Genomic DNA, 22,527 nt, shown 5'->3' on the forward strand with positions numbered 1-22,527 from the left:
GCGGCCGCGCCGGTGCGGGGCGGGTCACGGTTCCGCCGCAGTACACAGCTGACACACTGGTGAGGTGGGTACTCAACAGACTTCAGCAGAGCTCTTCGAGCGGGCCACCGCCGTCGTCCCCGGCGGGGTCAACTCCCCGGTGCGCGCCTTCGGCGCCGTCGGCGGCACCCCGCCGTTCTTCGTCAAGGGCGAGGGGCCCTACCTCATCGACGCCGAGGGCCGGCGCTACGTCGACCTCGTCTGCTCGTGGGGGCCGCTCGTCCTCGGCCACGCGCACCCCGACGTCGTGGCCGCGCTGCACGGCGCGGTGGACTCCGGCACCTCCTACGGCGCCCCCACCCCCGGCGAGGTCGAGCTCGCCGAACTGATCGTCGAGCGCACCCCCGTGGAGAAGGTCCGCCTGGTCAACTCCGGGACCGAGGCCACCATGTCCGCGATCCGCCTGGCCCGCGGGTTCACCGGGCGCAGCAAGATCATCAAGTTCGCGGGCAACTACCACGGCCACGTGGACTCCCTGCTGGCCGCCGCCGGGTCGGGCCTGGCCACGTTCGCGCTGCCCGACTCCCCGGGCGTCACCGGGGCCAGCGCCGCCGACACCCTGGTGCTGCCCTACAACGACATCGAGGCCGTCGAGCGGGCCTTCGCCGAGCACGGCGAGGACATCGCCTGCGTCATCGCCGAGGCCTGCCCCGCCAACATGGGCGTCGTCCCGCCGCGGGCCGGGTTCAACGAGCAGCTCAAGGGCATCGCCCACTCCTACGGCGCGCTGCTCGTCCTCGACGAGGTCCTCACCGGCTTCCGGGTCAGCGCCTCCGGCTGGTACGGCCTGGAGGGCGTCGCCCCCGACCTCATGACCTTCGGCAAGGTCATGGGCGGCGGCCTGCCCGCCGCCGCGTTCGGCGGCCGCGCCGAGATCATGGACCGCCTCGCCCCCGGCGGCCCCGTCTACCAGGCGGGTACCCTTTCCGGGAACCCGCTGGCCACCGCCGCCGGACTGGCCACCCTGCGCGGGGCCACCCCGGAGGTCTACGCGCACATCGACCGGGTGTCCGCCCAGGTCGCGTCCGAGGTCTCCAAGGCCCTGAACGAGGCCGGAGTGGCGCACCGGGTCCAGGGCGGCGGCAGCCTGTTCACGGTGTTCTTCACCGACGCCGACGTCGTGGACTTCGACACCGCGCGCACCACCGACACCGCGGCCTTCGCGGCCTTCTTCCACTCCATGCTCGACCAGGGCGTCTACCTGCCGCCCGCGGCCTTCGAGGCGTGGTTCTTCTCGGCCGCCCACGACGAGGCGGCGGTCGGGAAGGTCCTGGAGGCGCTGCCCGCCGCGGCTCGGGCCGCGGCACAGGCACAGGGCTGACCCGCCGGGTCCGCACCGAGACCCCCGGCGCAGCCCCGCACACAGGCCCGCCGGGCCCCACCAGATCCCCGAAGGAAAGACATTCGACCATGACGACGACCACCGTCGTGCACCTGCTCAGGCACGGCGAGGTGTACAACCCGGACAAGGTGCTCTACGGCAGGCTCCCGGACTTCCACCTCAGCGAACGCGGGCAGCAGATGGCCGAGATGGCCGCCGAGTGGTTCGAGGGCCACGACATCGCGGCCCTGTACTCCTCGCCGCTGGACCGGACCCAGGAGACCGCGGTCCCGCTCCAGAAGATGCTCGACCTGCCGGTCACCCTGGACGACCGCCTCATCGAGGCGTCCAACAAGCTCCAGGGCATGTCGCTGTCCCGCAGCTCGGTGCGCGACCCGCGGGTGGTCAGCCGGATGTACAACCCGTTCCTGCCGTCCTGGGGGGAGCCGTACAAGGAGATCCTCGCGCGCATGGTCTCGGCCATCAAGGTCGCCCGCCGCGCCGCCTGGGGCCGGGAGGCGGTGTGCGTCAGCCACCAGCTGCCCATCTGGATGTCGCGCCGCGCGGCCGAAGGAAGGCGCCTGTGGCACCGCCCCGACCTGCGCGAATGCAACCTCGCCAGTGTCACCTCGCTGACCTTCGTCGACGAGCGGCTGGCCAGTGTCAGCTACGCGGAGCCCGCGGCGTCCCTGTACGTCGAGGGCCCCTCCGTCCCCGGGGCCTGACCCGGAGCGCACACCCGGAGCGGTAAGCTGGGCCTTCGGGTGCGGTGGGCGCACGTCCGTCGGCGGCCGTCCCAGGACGGGCCCCCGACCCCGCGGTCCGCGCACTGCGCGCGATCCCGGGGCCCCGCGCACCCGGACCCCTTGCCGGATCCGCCACGGCGGTGCGGCATGCTCTGTATCCATCGTCAGCGAGAGGGTGATCCCTGATGGGTTCCGTCATCAAGAAGCGTCGCAAGCGCATGGCGAAGAAGAAGCACCGCAAGCTGCTCAAGCGCACGCGTATCGCGCGTCGCAACAAGAAGTAGTACCGTCGCGGCGATCGTCGTCTCTCCGCGGGCGTGGGCGTGCCCCGGCATGTCCCGGACGCGGAGAAATTCCCTATTTCGGCGATGCCTCGACCAACGTGACGGAATTTTCCGGTCGGGACATCGTTGTGTCTCACGGGTCGCGGTCACCGCTTCACCTCCGCGGTGAACGGTCCGCGCACCGTCACTCATCGTCTCCTTCCAAGGAACGTGTCGCCATGGCTCGTGTCGTACTCGTCACCGGGGTGTCCAGCCCCCTGGCCGCCAGGGTCGCGCAGGCCCTGGGTGCGGAGCCCGGTGTACGCCGGGTGATCGGCGCCGATTCGGCGCCGCCCGCCGCCACGACGGGCTTCGACTACACCCATGTCGACCTGCACGACGAAAGCCTGGGACAGATCGTCACCGACTCCGGTGCCGATCTCGTCCTGCATCTGGGGCTGGACAACGCGCACAGCGCCCACCGCGAGGAGAACGTCCTGGGGACGATGCGCGTGCTGACCGCCGCGCAGCGCTCCACGACGGTCCGCCGCCTGGTGGTCCGCTCCAGCGCCACCCTGGACGCCGACGACGCGGCCGAGGTCGAGCGGCACACCCGCGGCCTGCAGCGCCGCCGCCCCGACCTGGAGGTGGCGGTCCTGCGGTTCGCCAACCTCATCGGGCCGGGCGTGGACACCCCGCTCACCCGCTACCTCGACTCCCGGGTCGTGCCCACGGTGATGGGCAGCGACCCGCGGGTGCGCTTCCTGCACGAGGACGACGGCGTCGAGGCCCTGGTGCGCATGGCGCTCAGCGACGGCACCGGGTTCTTCGACGTGGCGGGCAAGGACAGCGTCCCGCTCTCCCAGTGCCTGCGCCGCATCGGCGGGCACCGGTTCCCGGTCCCGGCCTCCGGGCTGCGCGTGCTGCGCGGCGTGGCCCGCCGCGGCCGCATCGACTACGCCACCGCCAGCGCCGCGCGCGCCGTCACCGCGGGCCTGGCCGCCTCCCTGAACACCGGTGAGCTGGAGCGGGTCCTGGAGTGGATCCCGGCGCACAGCTCGGCGGAGGCCTTCGAGTCCTACGCCGACGCCCGCGGCCCCCGCCGGTCCCCCCGCCGCCGCGACGGTGGCCGCCCGCGGAGCGCCCGCCTGCGGCCGGTCCACGTGCTCGCCCTGGCCAAGACCACCCTGGGCCGCTGACCCGGACTCCCCGCCCCGTTTTCCCGCCCCGCCGTACCGCGCCGTCGCGTGTCCGCCCCGGCGGGTCTGCGCACCGGTCGGCGCCTCGCCGTGCGCGGGGGTTCCGGTCCGGTGGCGGTCACCGAGGTTTCCCCGGTCCGCCGCCCGGAGGTCTTCGAACCTTCCCCGGATCTTCCACGGGCCCCCGGCCCGCGACCCGCCGTCCCCGCGCGTCCCAGGGGCCCCACGGCCCCCGCGTTCCCCGGTCCCGGCCCCTCCCGGCCGCGCGGCCCCGCCCGGCTCCCCAGGAGGCCCCTCAGGCCCCCGGGAGGGCTCTGCGCTGGCGGGCGGCGCGGATGGCCACGGCGCCCACCGCCGCGCCCACGGCCGCCGCGGGGACGGCCACCTTCAGCGCCCGGCGGTGCGTGCGGAAGTCGTGCACCGGCCACCCGTGGGTGCGCGCGTACCGGCGCAGGTCCCCGTCCGGGTTGACGGCGTTCGGGTCGCCCACGAGCGACAGCAGCGGGAGGTCGTTGGAGGAGTCGCTGTAGGCCGAGCAGTCCGCCAGGTCCCAGCCGTGCTTGACGGCCAGCTCCCGCACCGCCACCGCCTTGGCCGGGCCGTGCAGCAGGTCGCCGTTGAGCCGCCCGGTGTACACCCCGTCCACGCTCTCCGCCTCCGTGCCCAGCGCCCCGGTCAGCCCGAGTCTGCGGCGGATGATCTGGGCCAGCTCCACGGGGGTCGCCGTGACCAGCCACACCGGCTGGCCGGCGCTCAGGTGCCGCTGCACCAGGGCCCGGGTGCCCTCCCAGATGCGGTCGGCCATGGTCTCGTCGTAGATCTCCTCGCACAGGCCCACGAGGTCGTCGACGTCGTGTCCGGCGACGAACGCCAGCGCCGCCTCCCGGGCGGCGTTGATGTGGTCCGGCTGCTCGCTCCCGGTGACCCGGAAGACGGTCTGGCCCCACGCGAAACGCAGGAGGTCGCGGGTGGTGAACAGGTCGCGCGCGGCCAGGCCGCGGGCGAAGTGGTAGATCGACGCCCCCCGCATCAGGGTGTTGTCCACATCGAAGAAGGCGGCCCCCGCCGGAGTCGGGGACACGACGTCGTGTGACACGGTTCTCTCCTGGCTCGGGTGGGGAGTCGGCGGCACCGTCCTCGACGGCCTGATCCCCCTGTGGATGCGAGCCTACGACCCCCGGTGAGCAGGACGGAGCCTCTGGGACACGGCGGTAATTCGCGTGATGAAGGTCACAGTAGGGAAAGCGGGTTTGCCCGTCATTCTGCGGGATCTTCCCCGAAAAGGTCCTCACGTACCAGTAGGGAGTGCACACCCACCCGCTCACGTGCATCATCATTGTCGGGATGGTGATCGTAGGACTCGCATTCATGAGCGCGCTGGTGGGTTGGAGTGCCACCGCCGCGCTCGCCGCCTACGCCCAGCGGCGCCCCGGAGTGACCGTCATCGCGTGGCTCATCGCGTCCCTCGGGCTGACCGTGGGGCTGAGCGCCGCCGTGGTCGGCGCGCTGTTCGACTTCAACAACGCGACCTTCCGCCTGCTCCACATCGGCATCAGCCTGCTGGGCCCGCTCTACATGGCCTGGGGCGCCCTGGAGTACGGCGTCCGCTCCGCGCAGGGGCGGTTCGCCTCGCGCCTGGTCCTGAGCGCCTTCACCATCGTCCCCCTCGTGGTCCTGAGCATGGACCGCATCAGCGGCCGGTTCGGCGACACCTTCCCGCCCCTGGGCGACCACTACGACCTCATCCCGCGCTCGCTCACCAACATCACCCAGGTCGTCGTCGCGGCCTTCCTCGTCGCGGCCCTCGTCGCGGTCGCCCGCCGCCCCGCCGACCGCGTCCACCACCTGCGGATCCTCGGCCTGGTCGCGCTGTCGGCGCTCCTGTCGATCCTGGTGGGCCGGCTGGGCCTGGGCTTCGGGGGTCCGCTGCTCATGCTCGGCGCGGTCGCCGCGCTCTGGGGGGCCGCCGCGCTGGCGGCGCGCCCGCGGCGCGACGCCTACGACGAGGACGACGACTACTACGACGACTACGGTGACGACGCCGCCGGGGACCCCGAAGACGAACTCCTGGAGGAGCCCGTGCGCCGCAAGCGCCGCAACGCCGACCCGTACGACGACTACTACGACGGCCCGCCGGTGCGCCAGGCGCCGCCCGCCAAGCTGCGCGGCGTCATCACCATCTACACCCTCGCCGAGGGGCAGGGCGCCGGCTTCGACCGGATCGCCGACGCCGTCGTCGAGGAGGTCGCCTCGCGCGAGCCCGACACCCTGCTGTTCGCCTGCCACACGGTGCCCAGCGCGCCGCTCCAGCGCATCGTCTACGCGATCTACCGCGACGACCTGGCCAAGGAGGAGCACGAGCAGCAGCCGCACGTGGTCGAGTTCGGCCGCCGCGCGGGCGCCCACGTGGTCGCCACGAACGTGATCGAACTCGCTCTCTCCGGCGCGGCCGCCAGCGACGGCCTGGCCGCCCTGCTGATGCCCCGCTGACCTCGGGGATCTCGGAGGAACCCGCCCCGGGCGAGAACCGTTGTACGCTCCGGGGCGTCCTATGGACGGTGAAGTACCCTTCCCTACAGGTTCCCCATGAACGGTGTCCCCCGGACACCGGTGGCGTGTGACGATGACCGGCCGAGTCCACGGGCCGAGAGCCGCGCCGGAGCGAAAGAAAGTGTGCTGGGATTCCAGATGCGTAAGTTTCTTGTCGTCCTCCTCATCCTCCTGGCGGCCCTCGTCGTTGGCGCCGACATCGGGGGACGCTCCCTGGCGCAGAACATGATCGCCGGCCAGGTGCGGCAGCAGTTCGAGATGGAGCAGGAGCCCACGGTCGAGATCGGGGGCTGGGCCTTCCTGCCGCAGGCCTTCGGCGGCACCTACGAGGAGATCGTCATCTCCGCGCCCTCCGCCACGTTCGGCGAGTACCCGGTGGAGCAGATCGAGGTCCACGCCCTGGACGTCGACGCCCCGCTGTCGGACCTCATGTCGGACCCGCAGGTGACGGCCGGCCGGATCGACGGCTCCGCGGTCCTGCCCTACTCGATCCTCAACCCCTTCCTGCCCGAGGGCATCACGGTCTCCACCGAGGGCGGCAAGCCCTACGCCAGCGGCGAGCTGGCCGTGGCCGACCTGGGCATCAGCGTTCCGGTGTCGGCCGCCCTGGAGATCTCCGTCCAGGACGGGGTCGTCTCGGCCACCCCCACCGACATCCAGGTGGAGAACGCGCCCACCGACGTCAGCGGCCTGGTCTCCAGCATGATGACCGTGTCGTTCCCGGTGCCGCAGATGCCCTACGGCATGACCGTCACCGACGCCGAGGCCGTCTCCGGCGGCCTGCGGGTCGACGGCACCGCCGAGAACGTCCCGCTGATGGGGGCCGAGGCCGCCTGATGGACCCCGTAGGCGCGTCCGTCCTCGCCGCCACCCTGGCCGCGGCCACCGCGCTGGGGCTGCTGTGGCGGCGGGGTCAGGGGCGCTTCCGCGGACGGGGGCCGACCACCCCCGCCGCGGCGACGGGCGTCGGGGGAGCCGGCGCAGGAGGAGAAGGAGAGGAGGGGGCCATGGCGGCCGAGACCGAGGACGCCACAGTCCTGGATGCCCGGGACATCGGCGCCGGGCTGGGGGAGCGGGCCACGCTCGTCCAGTTCTCCAGCGCCTTCTGCCAGCCCTGCCGCGCCACCCGCCGCGTCCTGGAGGAGGTCTCCGGGATGGTCGGGGGCGTCGCGCACGTCGAGATCGACGCCGAGGCCCACCTGGACCTGGTGCGCCGCCTGAACATCATGCGCACCCCCACGGTCCTGGTCCTGGACGCGCGGGGCACGGTGGTGCGCCGCGCGAGCGGGCAGCCCCGCAAGGCCGATGTGATCGCCGCCATCGGCGCCGCGGTCTCCTGACCCCGCCGACCGAGCCCCGTCCTATTCCCGACCGGTTGACCAGGGAATACGTCGGGCCCCGCCGGCGGATCGGCCCCCCGGACGCGGGGCACACCCGTCCCGACCGGCCCGAATGCACCGTTCTGTGATCCAGGCCACCCGTGACAAACACGTTAAGGGGCCTGTAGCGTCAAGGACGTGACTTCCTTGACGAGCGCGTATCTCACGAAGCGACGGGCGGTGGACTTCTGCCGCGTCGCCGCCGCGCTCTGTCCTTGTCCCTAGGGCGTTCGGGCCGGAAGCCCCTCGCCCCCTCGCGCGACCGACCCCCCTTCCCGTGCACGCAGGGACCACCAGTCATGCAGGTCGATCCTCGCGGACAGCGCTTCGCCGCTGCTCTGACCACCCTCGTCCTGGCCGCCGCCCTCGCCTTCGCCCAGCCCTGGATCCTCGGACTCCAGGCCGCGGTGTTCGCGGTCGGCGTCCTGGCGGGTGTCCGCTACTCGCCCTACGCCCTGTTGTTCTCCGCCGTCGTACGGCCCCGGATCGGGCCGCCCTCCGAGACGGAGGACGCCCGGCCGCCCCGGTTCGCGCAAGGGGTGGGGCTCGCCTTCGCCGCCCTCGGACTCACCGGATACCTGGTGGGCCCCGAGTGGCTCGGCGCGGCCGCGACCGCCCTCGCCCTGACCGCCGCCTTCCTCAACGCCGCCTTCGGCCTCTGCGCCGGATGCGAGGCGTACCTCCTCGGCCGCCGCCTCGCGGCCGCGGGGAAGCCGGCCTGAACCCCCGTCCCCGGACCCCGCGCTCCGGCGGGCACACACACGCGACACCGCACGCAGCAGAAGAATCGATCAGGAGGTTCCCCATGAGCCGCTCCGACGTCCTTGTGGACGCCGACTGGGTGGAGGCTCACCTGGACGACGACAACGTCGTTCTCGTGGAGGTCGACGAGGACACGTCCGCCTACGACAAGGGACACATCCCCGGAGCCGTCAAGATCGACTGGAGGACGGACCTCCAGGACCCGGTCCGCCGCGACTTCGTGGACAAGACCGGGTTCGAGAAGCTGCTGTCCGCCAAGGGCATCGGCAACGACGACCTCGTCGTCCTCTACGGCGGCAACAACAACTGGTTCGCGGCCTACGCGTACTGGTACTTCAAGCTCTACGGCCACCAGAGCGTCCGCCTGCTCGACGGCGGCCGCAAGAAGTGGGAGCTGGACTCCCGCGAGCTCGTCGAGGAGGTCCCCGAGCGGGCCGCCACCGAGTACCGGGCCCAGGACCAGGACCTGACCATCCGCGCGTTCCGCGACGAGGTCGTCGAGGCCATCGGCACCAAGGACCTCGTGGACGTGCGCTCGCCCGACGAGTTCGTCGGCAAGCTGCTCGCCCCCGCGCACCTGCCGCAGGAGACGTCGCAGCGCCCGGGCCACATCCCGACCGCGCGCAACATCCCGTGGGCCAAGACGGCCAACGAGGACGGCACCTTCAAGACCGCCGAGGAGCTCCGCGAGCTCTACACGGAGGCCGGTGTCGACCTGGAGAAGGACATCATCGCCTACTGCCGGATCGGCGAGCGCTCCTCGCACACGTGGTTCGCCCTGCACGAGATCGTCGGCCTGGAGAACGTCAAGAACTACGACGGCTCGTGGACCGAGTACGGCTCCCTGGTGGGCGTGCCGATCGAGCTGGGAGAGGCGGAGGCCAAGTGAGCGACAGCTGCGGAGCGCCGGTCGGCGGGGTCGCCCTCGCCGACGTCGACGCCGGGAACCAGGCGGTCATCCAGGGCACGGTGACCCGGGACGGGCAGCCGCTGCGCGGGGCGTACGCGCGCCTGCTCAACGCCTCCGACGACTTCGTCGGGGAGGTCGCCACCGGTGACGAGGGGACCTTCCGGTTCTTCGCCGCCGACGGCGACTGGAAGGTCCGCGTCCTGGCCTCCAAGGGCTTCACCGGCGAGTACCCGGTGACGGCCGAGGTCGGAAAGGTCGTGGACCTCCAGGTCCAGGCCTGACCGCCGGACGGGCGCACGACGACACGGGGCGCCGGGGAGAACGGTTCGTTCTCCCCGGCGCCCCGTCGTGTTCTCCTTGTGGCATACGGCACGTTCCGTCAGTGGACGACCGCGAAACCGCCGAGGCGGGCGTTTCGTCCCACCCCCTGTAGCAGAACAGGGACGCGGCGACGGGGCCGTGCGGAGAAGGGGAGCCGACAGGTGCGTTACACGGGGGTGTGGGGGCTCGCGGGAGCGGTGGTCCTCCTGGTCACGGGGTGTTCGGCGTTCCTCCCGCAGCAGGCGCCGCAGGACCCGGGCGGCGCGTCCGCGATCGAGTGGGAGCCCTGCCACGACGGGGGCGGGCGGGAGGAGGTCCCCGAGGACGGCGACCCCGAGTGGACCGCCGCCCTGGAGTGCGGCACCCTGTCGGTGCCGCTCGACCACGACGACCCCGACGGTGAGACGATCGACATCGCGCTGGCCCGGGTGCCCGCCTCCGGCGGCCCCGACGAGCGGATCGGATCGCTCGTGCTCAACCCGGGCGGGCCCGGCGAGTCCGGGGTGGAGATGCTGGCCTACCCGCAGTTCTCCGACGGCATCCGCTCGGCCTTCGACCTGGTCGCCTTCGACCCGCGCGGGGTGGGCGACAGCGGGGGGTTCGCCTGCGGGAACTGGGACAGGTTCGCCGAGGCCCAGCTGCGGGTGCAGGATCCCACCGCCGTCACCGACGCCGAACTGGAACGCCTGACGTCGTCGGCCCGGTCCTACGCCGACGCCTGCACCGAGACCATGGGGGCCGGGTTCCTGGCCGAGATCGGGACCGTCAACGTGGTCCGCGACCTCGACCTGATCCGCGAGGCGCTGGGCGACGACGCCCTGAGCTACGTGGGCTACTCCTACGGCACCTACATCGGCGCCCTGTACGCGGAGATGTTCCCCGCGACCACCCGCGCCCTCGTCCTGGACGGAGCCGTGGAGACCGAGCGGCCCAACCTGGAGGTCGCCGAGGACCAGGCGGCCGCGTTCCAGGAGACCTGGGAGCTGTTCGTCGCCGACTGCTCCGCCGCCGGGACCTGCCCGTTTAGCGGCCCCGAGGCCGCCGACACGGAGATGACGCGGATCCTGGACCGGCTCGACGCCGAGCCGGCCACCGCCCGCGACATGCCCGTGGACGGCCCCACCCTGCTGGGGATGGTGGGCCTGGCGCTGTACGACGAGACCTCCTGGCCGGAGCTGGCCCGCACCCTGACCGCGCTGGCCGAGGGCTCCGCCGAGTCCGGCGAACTGCTGGACGCCCTCTACGACACCACCTACGGCGTCGGGGAGGAAGAGGAGGAGGCGGCCACGGCCGGGGAGGAGCCGGCGGGCGACCCGTACGCGGACACCGAGGCCGCGCTCACCGCCGTCAACTGCGCCGACCGGGTGGACCCGACCGACCCGGAGGCGTACCGGGAGGCGGCCGAGGCGATCGCCGCCGAGACCCCGTTCTTCGGCCCGGACCTGGTGTGGGGCCAGCTGCCCTGCGCCTACTGGACCGACACCGAGACCGCCCCGACCGGGTTCGCCGCCGCCGACGCGCCGCCGCTCGTGGTGGTCGGCACCGTCGGCGACCCGGCCACCCCGTACGGCTGGGCCCGGGAGCTGGCCGGCCAGCTGGAGACCGCGACCCTGGTCACCTACGAGGGCTCGGGCCACACGGTGTACGGCTACGGCCTGCCCTGCGTGGACGACCCGATCGACGCCTACCTGCTGACCGGTCAGGCCCCCGAGCCCGGCCTCAGCTGCCCCGCGTTCTAGCCCCCGGCCCCGGCCGCCCGGGGGCCGGGGGCCGGACGTGCGCCGTCGCCGTCCACAGGCCGCGGGTCGGGCGGTGACAAGGCCGCCCGGCGGTGACACCATCGTCCAGAAGCGCGAGGCCCCGCCCGCGCGAGTCCCGAGTGGATCCCGACCCCGGCCGCCCCGCGGGCGGCCGCCCAGGAGGTGTTCGGACGGTGCCCCCCACCCCTCGGCCGGACGGCGCGGCCGCGCGCACCTATCTCGGCTGGCGGTACGCGGTGCTGCTGCCCCCGCCCGGGCCGCCGCCGCGCCGGCCGGCGCCCGGGGAGGCCGCCGACCCCGCCGCGGAGGCGGAGGAGGCCCGGCGCGAGGCCGAGGACCGCACCGACCGCCCCCTGTACCTCGCCCTGGCCGGGCTCGGCGCGTTCGCCCTGCTGTGCCTGGTGCTGTGGCCGATGCGGGTGCTGCCCGCCACCCTCGCCGTCGCCGGGGTGCTGGCCTGCGCCGCCATCACCGTCCCGCTCGGCATCGCCCTGGTGCAGAACCGGCAGGTCGCCGCCCGGCGGCTGGAGCTGGTCCGGGAGCGGCAGGAGGCCGAACGCGCGGCCCGCGAGCGCGAGCTGCACGACCGCCTGGACGGGCACGCCCGCGCGCACGCCGCCTGGCAGGCGGCCTGCCGGGCGTTCGAGGCCCAGCCGCTCTGGCACGGGGTCACCGCCCCGCCCGACACCGACGCCGTCCTCGTGGCCGGCGGGGCCGACGCCGGCTGGTCGGCGCTGCTCACCACCATCGGCGTCTCCAGGCTGCGCGAGGGCGGCGACCTGACCGTGGTCGACCTCACCGGCCGCTCCGTCACCCGCGACCTGGTCCGGCTGGCCCGGCGCTGCGCCGTGGCCCCGCGCCGCTGGGTGCTCCCCGCCGACCTGCCCGGCATGACCCTGGGCACCGACCTGGACGCCGGGCAGCGCGCCCGCATCCTCTCCGCCGTCGCCGCCGCCTCCGGGGGCGCCGACGACCCCGACGCCGACGAGACCCTGCTGCTGCGGCTCATGGAGGTGCTCGGCCCCCGCGCCGGGATCGCCGAGCTGATCGGCGGCCTGCGCGCCCTCATCACCCCCGAGGACGACGCCGCCGAGGACGACGCGGCGCTCGCCCTGCTCACCCCCGGCCAGCGCGCCCGGGTCCGCGAACGCTGCGCGGACGACCCCTGGGAGCGCGCCTGGGAGCTGGAGCGCCGCCTCTCCCCGTTCGAGGCGGTCGGCACCCGGGCCGAGGAGGGCGGGTACGCCCAGGTCAAGATCATCTCCACCGACCGGGCCTCGGGCGGGGTCGCCGCCCGGGTGTACGGCACCTACGCGGTGGCGGCGCTCAGCGAACTGCTGGAGGTGCCCGGCGGGCCGGACGCCCTCCGGCGGCCGCGCGGCCCGCGCGGGCGCACCGTGGTGGTGTGCGGGGCCGAGACCCTGCCGGAGGGCGAGCTCGACCAGGTGCTGTCCGCGGCCGGGACCGGCGGCGTGGAGGTCGTCCTCATGTTCCGCGACGCCGTGCCCGCTGCCCTGGACCGGTTCTCCTCCCCGGGCCGGCTGCCCGTGGTGATGCGCCAGGAGACCGCGGCGGGGGCCGCCGCCGCGGCCACCGCGGTCGCCGCGGCCGGTGGCGGCGGCCTGACCCTGCACCGGCTCACCGAGGCGGTCGCCGAGGAGGTCGGGGACACCGCCATCACCCCCGAGGAGGACCCGGATGCCGAGGTGGTCGCCGACGACCGCTACTTCGCCTCCCCGCACACCGAGTCCGGCGCGGTCATCCGCAGCGCGGCCGCCGCCGTCGCCCCGCTGGACCTGGTCCGCCATGTGAGATCGGCCACGGTGTGGGGGGAGGCCACCTCCTCCCAGGAGTGGGCCGCCGCCCCACTGGACGCGGAGGGCGACGCCGCCCGCCACACCCGCGCGCTCACCCCCGACGCCGAGGCGCTGCTCGCCCTGCCGGCCACCGCCGCCGTGGTCCTGGGCCCCGGCGGTCCTGTCCTCACCGACACCAATCCGGGTATTCTCACCCTGTCCACGGCAACACTGGCCACAATGGACGACTCCCGGACCAGTGGCCACGAAAGTGACGGCGCGCCCGGTACGGGAGCGGGGGAGCACGACCGGCCGGAACCGGTCCGGCCCCGCATTCTCCCCGCCGCCGCCGTCCCCGACACACCCGCCGGGACCGCACCGGCACCCGTGGGGAACGACGGCGCACCGGGCCGTGTGCCGCCCAATCTCGGGCCACCGCCGGAGCGGCTGGACTGGCGGGTCCGATAGCCGGTGGACAATAGGCTTGGCCCGACACATCGCCCGCCGCCGCAACGCATCGGCGCAGGTGATCAAGCGATCGTGGAGAGTACATGAGCGAGCTTCCCTTGCGCGCCCAACTGGCATCGGTACTGGGGAGGAGTGCGGCCGGCCTGTCCCGTGCCACGGGGCGCGGCGACGGCTCCGTGATCGGCGGCAAGATCGCGCTCAAGGTCGAACCCGACCTGCTCGCCAAGCTCGCCAAGGGGCGCAGGCTCGCCCTGGTCAGCGCCACCAACGGCAAGACCACCACCACCCGGCTCATCTCCCACGCGCTGCGCGAGCTCGGCGAGGTCGCCACCAACGAGCACGGCGCCAACATGCCGACCGGGCACATCACCGCGCTGTCCAACAACCGGTCCGCCGTCAACGGCGTCCTGGAGGTGGACGAGAAGTACCTGCCGCAGGTCCTGGTCGCCACCCAGCCCGCGTTCGTGGTCCTGATGAACCTCAGCCGCGACCAGATGGACCGCGCCTCGGAGATCAACCTCCTCGCCAAGCGCTGGCGCACCGCCCTGGGCAAGAGCAACACCCACGTCATCGCCAACGCCGACGACCCGCTCGTCGCCTGGGCCGGCATGGGCGCCCCGCACGCCACCTGGGTCTCCGCCGGGCAGCGCTGGAAGGAGGACTCCTGGTGCTGCCCCGAGTGCGGCGGCCACCTCCGGCGCGACCAGGACCCGCACTGGGCCTGCCCCGAGTGCGGGCTCGCCCGACCGCAGGCCACCTGGGGCGCGGACAACGACTCCGACGTGCTCATCACCCCGGAGGGCCAGCGCATCAAGCTGCGCCTCAACCTCCCCGGCGACGCCAACCGCTCCAACGCCGCCATCGCCGCCGCCACCGCGGCCGGGTACGGCCTGCACCCCGAGCGCACCGTGGAGCGCCTGCGCGAGATCACCTCGGTCGCGGGCCGCTACACCTCCGTGGTCACCATGGGCGTGGAGGTCCGCCTGCTGCTGGCCAAGAACCCGGCGGGCTGGCTGGAGTCCTTCGCCGTCCTGGACCCGCCCACCACCCCGGTGATCCTCTCCGTCAACGCGCAGGTCCCCGACGGCAAGGACACCTCCTGGCTGTGGGACGTCGACTACACCGTCCTGCGCGACCGCCGCGTGTTCGTCATGGGCGAGCGCCGCACCGACCTGGCCCTGCGCCTGGAGACCGACGGCGTGCGGTTCGAGGTCGCCGACCGGGTGGACGAGGTGCTGGCCAAGCTGAGGGCCGAGCAGCCCGGTCTGACCAAGGTCGACCTCATCGCCAACTACACAGCGTTCCAGCAGATCCGCACGGCCTACGGCCGCGTCCAGTAGGAGACACCCATGACGAACACCAGCGCACTGCGGATCGTGTGGATCTACCCCGACCTGCTGAGCACCTACGGCGACCGCGGCAACGTCCTCATCCTGCAGCGGCGGGCCGAGCTGCGCGGCATCCCCACCGAGATCGTGCACGTCCACTCCAGCGACCATGTGCCCGAGCAGGGCGACATCTACCTGCTCGGCGGCGGTGAGGACCGCCCGCAGATCCTGGCGGCCGAGCGCCTGCGCGCCGACGGCGGCCTGGCCCGCGCCGCCGCCCGCGGCGCCTGCGTCTTCGCGGTCTGCGCCGGGTACCAGATCATCGGCGAGAGCTACGGCGACGACGAGGCCAACCCGCTGCCGGGCATCGGCATCCTCGACATCCGCAGCGGCCGCGGCCAGACGCGCGCCGTCGGCGAGATCGTCGCGGACGTGGACCCGTCCCTGGGGGTGGGCCGCATCACCGGCTTCGAGAACCACCAGGGCCGCACCGCGATCGGGCCGTCGGCCCGGCCGCTGTCCACCACGGTCCGCGGTATCGGCAACGACGACCGCACCGAGGGCGCCTACCAGGGCCAGGTGCTGGGCACCTACCTGCACGGTCCCGCGCTGCCGCGCAACCCGCAGCTGGCCGACCTGCTGCTGCGCTGGCGTGTGGGCCAGCTGGCGCCGCTGCCCCCGGCCTGGGGCGAGCGCCTGCACGAGGAGCGCCTCGCCGCCGCGCTGTCCTGACGGACGCCACGCGGCACCGACGGCCCGGCGGGTCTCCCGCCGGGCCGTCCCCGTCTCCGGGCGGCGCGCCCGGGCGGGTTCGCGGCCGCGGGCGGCTAGGGTCGCCTCCATGAAGGCGATGGCGTTGCAGCAGTACGGCACGGAGGACTCCCTGCGGGAGGTGGAACTGCCCGAGCCCAAGGTGGCTCCGGCCGAGGTCCTGATCGGCGTGCGGGCGGCGGGGGTCAACCCCGTCGACTGGAAGCTCGCCGCGGGCGGGCTGGACCCGGTCATGGAGGCCGGGTTCCCCATGGTCCCGGGGTGGGACGTGGCCGGGGTGGTCGAGGCGGTTGGTTTCGACGTGCCCGAGTACCGGGTGGGCGACGAGGTCTTCGGCTACATCCGCAAGGACTGGGCGCAGAACGGCGCCTACGCCGAACGGGTCTCGGCGAGCGTGCGCCTGCTCGCCCCCAAGCCGGCGTCGATGTCCTGGACGCAGGCGGCCGGGGTGCCCCTGGCGGGCCTCACCGCCCTCCAGGCGCTGCGCCGGGCGGAGGTCCGCGAGGGCGACACGGTGCTGGTCCACGCGGCCGCGGGTGGCGTGGGCTCCCTCGGGGTGCAGATCGCCCGGGCGCTGGGCGCCCGCGTCCTGGGCACCGCGAGCGAGCGCAACCACGACTTCCTGCGCTCGCTGGGGGCGGAGCCGGTGACCTACGGGGAGGGACTGGTGCGGCGGGTCCGCGCGCTGGCCCCCGCCGGGGTGGACGCGGTGATGGACTTCGTCGGCGGGGGCGCGGCCGAGCAGAGCCTGCCCCTGACCGAAGGCGCCGGGCGGGTGGTCTCCGTCGCCGACGCGGAGGTGGAGCGGTTCGGCGGCCACTACCTGTGGGTGCGGCCCTCCTCCGAGGATCTGGTCGAGTTGGCCGGCATGGCCGACGCCGGTGTCCTGACCGTGCACGTCGAGCACGAGCTGCCCCTGGCGGAGGCCGCCCGGGCGTGGCGGCTGAGCAAGGAGGGGCGGACCCGCGGCAAGATCGTGCTGACCGTCTGAGACCTTGATGGCCGGAAGCGGCCGGAATGAACAAAATGTGTTGCGTGTCACATTGGTATGGATGCCAATGACCGGCGACGGGGATCGGGCGGCGTACTCCGCGTCGCCGCGATCCCCGTCGCGGTGCTCATCGCCGGAGCGGGCTGCACCGCGACCGTGGCCGCCCTCACCGCCTCAACGCTCCCGACCGTGCGGGTGACCGTGGGGGAGGAACCCGCTCCGCGGGATCCCGGCCCGCCCGCCGCCGAGGAGAAGCCCGACGGGCCGCCGGACCCGGAGTCCGCCGACCCCGGTCCGCCGGAGCCCGGAACGGAGGGCTCCGGGCCGCAGGGGGCCGAGGAAGGACAGGACAGCGCGGGCCCGGACACGGAGAGCGTCCCGCCGTCGGCCTACACCGGGGCGTCCACGGCCTTCGGCCCGTTCCACGTCGTGGTGGACACCTGCTACACGGACACGAGCATCACGGACGGCATGGGCACCCACGCCACCGCGCCGTCCGGGATGGAGTACCACGTCTACCGGCTCCACGTCACGAACGAGGGAAGCGGTCCGGCGGTCTTCGACACCGCGGGGACCACCGCCCTGACCACGGACGGCAAGGAGTTCGTCAACGACGCCGAGGCGGAGTTCACGGTGGCCTGGGACTACCTGTGGGACGAGATCAACCCCGGTACCACCGTCACCAGCTACGTCGTCCTCACGGCGCCCGTCGGTACGGAGTTCTCCGAGGTGATGCTCGGCGGGGTCGCCCCCATCACCCCTGGCTGAGACCGTTGCGGGAGGCGGGCTCCCGCAGGGCCAGCAGCCACAGGACCCGGTCGTAGGCGCACAGGTGGTACACCACCAGCACCCCGGTGAGCGCCAGCGCCGCGGTCGCGGCCCCGGCGGCCGCCAGCGCGGCGGCGGCGCCGAACAGCACCGCCCACTCCACCAGCAGCCGCACCGGCCGCGGCACCGCGACCGGTGCGCGGCCCGACCTGGACGGGTCGCCGGGAACGGCGAACACCCCCCAGGCGACGGCCGCCAGCAGCGGAACGGCGAACGGCGCGACCCAGCGCAGGTCCGGCAGCAGGGCCCACATCGCGCAGCCCAGCGCCACCAGGGCGGTCAGCTCCAGCAGCAGCCGCACCACCAGCATCCACGGTCTCAGGGACAACGTCCCTACCTCTCGGGGGGAAGAAGGTACTCGGGGGAAGAGGGGGGCCGGCGCCTAGCGGGGGCGGCGGCGCAGGTCGATCTTGGCGTTGGCGCCGGTGTCCGGGTCCACCACGACCTCCTGGCCCGCGGCGATCCCCTCCACCAGCAGGTCGGCGTCGGTCGGCGCGGACCGCTTGACGACCCCCAGGGCGATGGGCCCCAGTTCGTGGTGGCGGGCCGAGGTGCCCACCCGACCGACGGTGCGGCCGTCCAGCTCGATGGGCGAGCCCACCGCCGGCAGCCGCTCGGCGGTGCCGTCCAGGTGCAGCATGACCAGCCGCCGCGGCGGCCTGCCCAGGTTGTGCACGCGGGCCACCGTCTCCTGGCCCGGGTAGCAGCCCTTGTCCAGGGCCACCGGCCGCGCGTCGCCCACCCAGTCCACCTCGTGCGGGATGGTGCGCTCGTCGGTGTCCAGTCCCGGGCGCACCCGGTGGTGCTCGATCCGGTACGCCTCGTAGGCCCACATCCCGGCGGGCCGGGTCCCGGCGGCCGTCAGCGCCTCGGCGACCGCCGTCAGCCGCTCGGCGGGCAGGAACAGGTCGGTCCCGTCCGGCGAGACGCGCACCGGGACGCCGTCCAGGTCGACGGACTCCAGCGCCCGCGCCGCCTCCGGGCCCACCAGGGTCAGCACGGCGCGCTCCCCGCCCAGGTCCGCCACCTCGACCCGCAGCATGAACCGCATCGAGTCCAGGAACTTCGCCAGGGCCGCGCCCTCGCCGGGCTCGGTGTGGATCCACGTCGTGGTGCCGTCGTCCACCAGCGACAGGTGGTGGCGCAGGTGCCCCTGCGTGTCCAGGACCAGCGCCTCGGTGCCGGTCCCGGGGGCCAGCCCCCGGGTGAGCTGGCTGGTGAGGTCGTTCAGCCAGGTGAGCCGGTCGGGGCCGGTCACCGTCACCACACCCCGGTTGCTCCGGTCCACCCACGCGCTCGACCGCTCGATGGCGCGGCCCTCGTGGGCCGGGTCGCCGTAGTGCGCGGCGACCCCGGAGTCGGGGGAGTCGGCGCCCACGGCGCCCGGTGTGCTCAGCAGCGGCGAAGTCATACCCCGAGACTATCCATCCGCCGGGGCGACCGAAAACAGGTCTCTGACCTGCGATTTCTCCGACAGAAAAAACATTTGCCCCGAGGGTCCCACAGGACGTACCTTCGGTGTCACGCAGGAAAGGAGGTGGTCCAGAAGATGAAGTCTTTTAGGACTGGCGAGGTGGCCGTCCGCTAGGACGAGCTCGCGTTCGCGCGACGTTCGTTCGCAGCGAATCCCAACGGACACCCGGATCCCGGGCCGCCGGAGATGGTCCGACCGGCCCCGCCCACACCGGCGGGAAGTGGCCCGGGGTCCGTTTCTCTTCTTCCGGGCCCCGGCCCCGTGTTCCGCTAGCCCTCCTCGGCGCCCTTGGCGACCTGCTTGAGCTGGGCCGACATGTACGAGCGCAGCGAGTGGCCGCGCGCCGCCAGGTCCCAGGCGTAGCCCAGGGTCTCCCGGTTGTCGCCGAACAGGCCGTAGAGCCGGTGCGAGGCCGTCACGTCCAGGCCGGTGGAGGTGTGCAGCACCGCGTCCGTGGCCATCTCCACCCGGTTCGCGAAGACGTTGCCCGCGTACGACTCGAGGAAGCCCTCGTTGTGCGTGATGAGCACCTCCAGGTGGATCACCGGGGCGCCCTCCTCGCGGTTCGCCGTGTCCTCCTCCGACAGCGCCCGCCAGTAGCCGGACTCCTCGGTGACCAGGTCGCCCAGGGTCCCGTCCGCGTTCATCCGCCAGGCCGAGCTGCGGTACTCCAGGTAGGGCAGGTCCGGCCGGTGCTCGAACACGATCTCCTGGCCGAACTGGAACTCCTCCTCGTCGGCGTATCCGGCGACGCCGACGCCCTCCCAGCGGCCGAGCAGGAAGGACAGTTTCGCCAGATCGGGGTGTACATCAGCGTGCATGACACCAGAGCGTAGCGGCCCCCGGCAGTGGGGCCGCCACCGCCATTCCGGGGTAGCCGACTGGACATGCCCAATTGGCCCCGCTTTCTCGGAGAACTGGTAAAGATGGTGGACGACGCGGCGTGTCCACGGGGCGCGTGACGACCCGCCCGCGTCCCTACCTCCGAAGCGCGTCAAAGGGGCGGCCTGTGTTACTGGTGATCGGTTCTGTGCTGCTCGTGGCCGCTCTGGTCCTGCTTCCGCTCGCGGCCCTGGCCCTGCGCCGCTGGCGTCGCCAGCTGGGGCTGGCCAGGCTGGAGCCGGCGGCCCTGGCCGCCCGGAACGGGCAGCGCGTCACGCTCACCGGGATCGCCGCCCCCGGGCCCGCCGGGGCGGTCGCCTCCGGGCTGGCCGGCGTGGAGTGCGTCTGGCACGGCCACGAGGTCCTGCGCCACTACCTGCCCCTCCAGCAGGAGGGCGCGGTGCAGGAGCGCACCTGCGACTCCATCGCCGACTACGGCTCCGAGGACCTGTTCGGCCTGGTCGCCGAGGGGCGGCCGCTGGACGGCGAGCGGATCTTCGTCGACCCCCGCGACGCCCCCCGCCCGCGGGACGCCGAGCTGTGCCTGAAGCGCGTCGTGGGCCGCCCCCAGCCCGGGGTCGCCTCGCCCGCCGACGACCTGCTGCCCCGGGTGCGCGGGCGCATCTCCGGGGTGTTCCGCGGCGAGACCATCGAGTTCGAGTACCGCGAGTGGGTCGTCCGGCCCGGCGCGCGCGTGCGCGTCACCGGCGAGCTGCGGGCCCGGGACGGCCGCATCGTCCTGACGGCGCCGAGCGACGGCGCCCTCACCGTCGAACACGGCGTGGTCGAGGGGCCCCGGCACGCCTCCCCGCGCCGCCGCGAGGCGCTGCTGGTCACGGTCGCCTTCGCGGTGACGGCCCTGTCCGGGGTGCTCCTGGTCCTGCTGGGGCTGTGAGCGCCCGATAGGCTGACGGCCATGCCCCCTTCCCTAGTGATCAAGGTCACGGCCGGCGCCGACGACCCCGAACGCTGCAACCAGGGCTTCACCGTCGCCGCCACCGCCGTGGCCTCCGGCGTGCCCGTCTCCCTCTGGCTCACCGGCGAGGCCTCCTGGTTCGCCGTCCCGGGCCGGGCCGAGGAGTTCTCCCTCCCGCACGCCGCCCCGCTCGCCGACCTGCTGGCGGGCGTCCTGGCGGCCGGGAGCGTGACCGTGTGCACCCAGTGCGCGGCCCGGCGCGGCCTCACCGAGGACGACCTCCTGGAGGGGGCCCGCATCGCCGGGGCCGCCGCCTTCGTGGAGGAGATCACCGCAGACGGCGCCAGGCCCCTGGTCTACTGAGCCCGCCGCGGGGCCCGGACACGACGGTGCCCGCGCCCCTCGGGGGCGCGGGCACGGGAAACGGTGGGTGCTACTTCTTGCCCTGGTTGGCGACCGCCTCGATGGCGGCCTTCGCGGCCTCCGGGTCGAGGTAGGTGCCGCCGGGGACCTTCGGCTTGAACTCGTCGTCCAGGTCGTACACCAGCGGGATGCCCGTCGGGATGTTGAGCCCGGCGATCGTGGCGTCGTCGATCCCGTCCAGGTGCTTGACCAGCGCGCGCAGCGAGTTGCCGTGCGCCGTCACCAGCACGGTCCCGCCGGCGGCCAGGTCCGGCACGATCTGGTCGTACCAGTACGGCAGCGCCCGGTCGAGCACGTCCTTGAGGCACTCGGTGCGCGGCAGCAGCTCCGGCGGCAGGTCCGCGTACCGGGCGTCCCCGGCCTGCGAGTACGGGTCGTCGTCGGCGATCGGCGGCGGCGGGGTGTCGTACGAGCGGCGCCAGATCATGAACTGCTCGTCGCCGTACTCCTCGCGCGTCTGCGCCTTGTCCTTGCCCTGGAGGGCGCCGTAGTGGCGCTCGTTGAGCCGCCAGCTGCGCCGCACCGGGAGCCAGTGCAGGTCGGCGGTCTCCAGCGCGAGGTTCGCCGTGCGGATGGCCCGCTTGAGCAGCGAGGTGTGCAGGACGTCCGGCGTCAGGCCGGCCTCCTTGAGCAGCTCGCCGCCGCGGCGCGCCTCGGCCTCGCCGGCGGCCGACAGGTCCACGTCCACCCAACCGGTGAACAGGCCCTTCGCGTTCCAGACACTCTCACCGTGTCGGAGCAGTACCAGAGTTCCCATGGGGCAAAGCCTAGTGCCTGGCGGTGAACGCGCCCCGGCCCGGGGGAGGCGGTTGCCCCACGGCCCCGGGATCCCGCGGGTGCCGCGCCGCCCCGCTCAGCCCGCGCCGCCCGCGTGGTCCTCGGGGGCGAGGTGGGCGAACGCGCGCAGGTTGCGCATGTCGTGGCCGCGTTCCGCGCGCCAGCGCCACTCCTTGCGGATCGCGGACGCGAACCCCCGCTCCAGCGCGCCGTTGAAGTTCTCGTCGGAGTAGGTGAGCACGCAGCCCAGCAGCCGGTCCACCTCGTCGGGGGTGACCCCCTCCAGCGGCAGCCGCCCGCGGATGTACACGTCGCCGACCTCGTCGGCTGCGAACGCCATCCCGTACATGTCGGAGTTCTTGCGCATGAGCCACAGGTAGAACCCGGCGTGGTTCTCGTCCGGCTGGCGGCAGAAGAACGAGGTGAGGGTGAGGCTGTGCGGTCCGGCCTCCAGCCACACCAGGGTCTTGAGCCTGGCCTTACCCGGCAGGGTCACCAGGAACGACCCCTCGCGGGGGCGCTCCACCTCCAGGCCGGCCTCCGCCACCGCGAGGGCGATCGCCTCGATCGCCGCCGTGCGCGCCGTTCGTTCTCCCACGTCGTCCCGTTCCTCCCGTTACCGC

Annotated in this window: 25 protein-coding genes; 19 read left to right on the forward strand and 6 right to left on the reverse strand. The window is 73.6% G+C overall.

The window, feature by feature from the left end:
* Positions 1-64: 64 nt before the first annotated feature.
* The 4 genes from hemL to K1J57_RS12325 all read left to right on the forward strand — a co-directional run bounded on the left by hemL (position 65) and on the right by K1J57_RS12325 (position 3,568).
* Positions 65-1,360: a glutamate-1-semialdehyde 2,1-aminomutase gene (hemL, locus tag K1J57_RS12310; RefSeq protein ID WP_220564572.1), complete on the forward strand. Its 1,296-nt coding sequence runs from the start codon at positions 65-67 to the stop codon at positions 1,358-1,360.
* A gap of 89 nt (positions 1,361-1,449) precedes the next feature.
* The gene (locus tag K1J57_RS12315; protein WP_220564573.1) at positions 1,450-2,085 is read left to right on the forward strand and encodes a histidine phosphatase family protein; all 636 of its coding nucleotides are present in this window, start codon (positions 1,450-1,452) and stop codon (positions 2,083-2,085) included.
* 206 nt (positions 2,086-2,291) lie between these two features.
* Entirely contained in the window at positions 2,292-2,390 is a 99-nt protein-coding gene (locus tag K1J57_RS12320) for a 30S ribosomal protein bS22 (RefSeq protein ID WP_017621272.1), read from the forward strand.
* 218 nt (positions 2,391-2,608) lie between these two features.
* Complete coding sequence (locus K1J57_RS12325; RefSeq protein WP_220564574.1) at positions 2,609-3,568, forward strand: NAD-dependent epimerase/dehydratase family protein; 960 nt, start codon at positions 2,609-2,611, stop codon at positions 3,566-3,568.
* Between the two features lie 295 nt (positions 3,569-3,863).
* Here the strand turns inward: K1J57_RS12325 and K1J57_RS12330 are convergent, their stop codons facing one another.
* Positions 3,864-4,664 carry an HAD family phosphatase gene (locus tag K1J57_RS12330; RefSeq protein WP_220564575.1) on the reverse strand — a complete coding sequence of 267 codons (801 nt, stop codon included), beginning with the start codon at positions 4,662-4,664 and terminating at the stop codon, positions 3,864-3,866.
* Positions 4,665-4,936: 272 nt separating this feature from the next.
* Here K1J57_RS12330 and K1J57_RS12335 point away from each other — a divergent pair, with 272 nt between their 5' ends.
* The 13 genes from K1J57_RS12335 (at position 4,937) to K1J57_RS12390 (ending at position 17,372) form a co-directional block, all read left to right on the forward strand.
* Positions 4,937-6,058 carry a putative quinol monooxygenase gene (locus tag K1J57_RS12335; RefSeq protein ID WP_255647002.1) on the forward strand — a complete coding sequence of 374 codons (1,122 nt, stop codon included), beginning with the start codon at positions 4,937-4,939 and terminating at the stop codon, positions 6,056-6,058.
* A 198-nt stretch (positions 6,059-6,256) separates the two neighbouring features.
* Positions 6,257-6,955, forward strand: a complete 699-nt coding sequence (locus K1J57_RS12340; RefSeq protein ID WP_220564577.1) for a DUF2993 domain-containing protein — start codon at positions 6,257-6,259, stop codon at positions 6,953-6,955.
* A gap of 170 nt (positions 6,956-7,125) precedes the next feature.
* The gene (locus K1J57_RS12345) at positions 7,126-7,458 is read left to right on the forward strand and encodes a thioredoxin family protein (protein ID WP_220565482.1); all 333 of its coding nucleotides are present in this window, start codon (positions 7,126-7,128) and stop codon (positions 7,456-7,458) included.
* Positions 7,459-7,677: 219 nt separating this feature from the next.
* The gene (locus tag K1J57_RS34140) at positions 7,678-7,722 is read left to right on the forward strand and encodes a hypothetical protein (protein ID WP_370634678.1); all 45 of its coding nucleotides are present in this window, start codon (positions 7,678-7,680) and stop codon (positions 7,720-7,722) included.
* A gap of 74 nt (positions 7,723-7,796) precedes the next feature.
* Positions 7,797-8,219 (forward strand): DUF4395 domain-containing protein, encoded by a 423-nt coding sequence (locus K1J57_RS12350; RefSeq protein WP_220564578.1) that lies wholly within the window; start codon positions 7,797-7,799, stop codon positions 8,217-8,219.
* An 83-nt stretch (positions 8,220-8,302) separates the two neighbouring features.
* The gene (locus tag K1J57_RS12355) at positions 8,303-9,148 is read left to right on the forward strand and encodes a sulfurtransferase (RefSeq protein WP_220564579.1); all 846 of its coding nucleotides are present in this window, start codon (positions 8,303-8,305) and stop codon (positions 9,146-9,148) included.
* A complete protein-coding gene (locus tag K1J57_RS12360; protein ID WP_220564580.1) occupies positions 9,145-9,450 on the forward strand; it encodes a DUF1416 domain-containing protein in 306 nt (101 codons plus the stop codon). Before K1J57_RS12355 ends, K1J57_RS12360 begins: the two co-directional genes overlap by 4 nt.
* Before the next feature lie 201 nt (positions 9,451-9,651).
* Entirely contained in the window at positions 9,652-11,229 is a 1,578-nt protein-coding gene (locus K1J57_RS12365; RefSeq protein ID WP_220564581.1) for an alpha/beta hydrolase, read from the forward strand.
* Between the two features lie 194 nt (positions 11,230-11,423).
* A complete protein-coding gene (locus K1J57_RS12370; protein ID WP_370634651.1) occupies positions 11,424-13,514 on the forward strand; it encodes a hypothetical protein in 2,091 nt (696 codons plus the stop codon).
* Positions 13,515-13,597: 83 nt separating this feature from the next.
* Positions 13,598-14,854 carry a MurT ligase domain-containing protein gene (locus K1J57_RS12375; RefSeq protein ID WP_220564582.1) on the forward strand — a complete coding sequence of 419 codons (1,257 nt, stop codon included), beginning with the start codon at positions 13,598-13,600 and terminating at the stop codon, positions 14,852-14,854.
* A gap of 9 nt (positions 14,855-14,863) precedes the next feature.
* On the forward strand, positions 14,864-15,574 hold the full coding sequence (locus K1J57_RS12380) for a type 1 glutamine amidotransferase (RefSeq protein ID WP_220564583.1): 711 nt from the start codon (positions 14,864-14,866) through the stop codon (positions 15,572-15,574).
* A gap of 109 nt (positions 15,575-15,683) precedes the next feature.
* Complete coding sequence (locus tag K1J57_RS12385; RefSeq protein WP_220564584.1) at positions 15,684-16,604, forward strand: NADP-dependent oxidoreductase; 921 nt, start codon at positions 15,684-15,686, stop codon at positions 16,602-16,604.
* Between the two features lie 57 nt (positions 16,605-16,661).
* Positions 16,662-17,372, forward strand: a complete 711-nt coding sequence (locus K1J57_RS12390; protein ID WP_255647003.1) for a DUF4352 domain-containing protein — start codon at positions 16,662-16,664, stop codon at positions 17,370-17,372.
* On the opposite strand, the gene K1J57_RS12395 is transcribed toward K1J57_RS12390, so the two are convergent.
* The 3 genes from K1J57_RS12395 to K1J57_RS12405 form a co-directional block, all read right to left on the reverse strand.
* Positions 17,359-17,760 (reverse strand): DUF2568 domain-containing protein, encoded by a 402-nt coding sequence (locus K1J57_RS12395; RefSeq protein WP_220564585.1) that lies wholly within the window; start codon positions 17,758-17,760, stop codon positions 17,359-17,361. The genes K1J57_RS12390 and K1J57_RS12395 overlap by 14 nt on opposite strands.
* A gap of 54 nt (positions 17,761-17,814) precedes the next feature.
* Complete coding sequence (locus K1J57_RS12400) at positions 17,815-18,843, reverse strand: folate-binding protein YgfZ (RefSeq protein WP_220564586.1); 1,029 nt, start codon at positions 18,841-18,843, stop codon at positions 17,815-17,817.
* A gap of 332 nt (positions 18,844-19,175) precedes the next feature.
* Positions 19,176-19,727, reverse strand: coding sequence for an FABP family protein (locus K1J57_RS12405; protein ID WP_220564587.1), 552 nt, complete (start codon positions 19,725-19,727; stop codon positions 19,176-19,178).
* A gap of 188 nt (positions 19,728-19,915) precedes the next feature.
* On the opposite strand from K1J57_RS12405, the gene K1J57_RS12410 reads away from it, so the two are divergent.
* The gene (locus K1J57_RS12410; protein WP_220564588.1) at positions 19,916-20,683 is read left to right on the forward strand and encodes an E3 ubiquitin ligase family protein; all 768 of its coding nucleotides are present in this window, start codon (positions 19,916-19,918) and stop codon (positions 20,681-20,683) included.
* 21 nt (positions 20,684-20,704) lie between these two features.
* Positions 20,705-21,067: a DsrE family protein gene (locus K1J57_RS12415; RefSeq protein ID WP_220564589.1), complete on the forward strand. Its 363-nt coding sequence runs from the start codon at positions 20,705-20,707 to the stop codon at positions 21,065-21,067.
* A 70-nt stretch (positions 21,068-21,137) separates the two neighbouring features.
* On the opposite strand, the gene K1J57_RS12420 is transcribed toward K1J57_RS12415, so the two are convergent.
* Together K1J57_RS12420 and K1J57_RS12425 are read right to left on the reverse strand one after the other, a co-directional pair.
* Complete coding sequence (locus K1J57_RS12420) at positions 21,138-21,884, reverse strand: phosphoglyceromutase (protein WP_220564590.1); 747 nt, start codon at positions 21,882-21,884, stop codon at positions 21,138-21,140.
* Between the two features lie 96 nt (positions 21,885-21,980).
* Positions 21,981-22,502: a YbjN domain-containing protein gene (locus K1J57_RS12425; protein WP_220564591.1), complete on the reverse strand. Its 522-nt coding sequence runs from the start codon at positions 22,500-22,502 to the stop codon at positions 21,981-21,983.
* Positions 22,503-22,527 lie beyond the last annotated feature (25 nt).

The sequence above is a fragment of the Nocardiopsis sp. MT53 genome, from assembly GCF_019598965.1.
Classification (GTDB): Bacteria; Actinomycetota; Actinomycetes; order Streptosporangiales; family Streptosporangiaceae; genus Nocardiopsis; species Nocardiopsis changdeensis.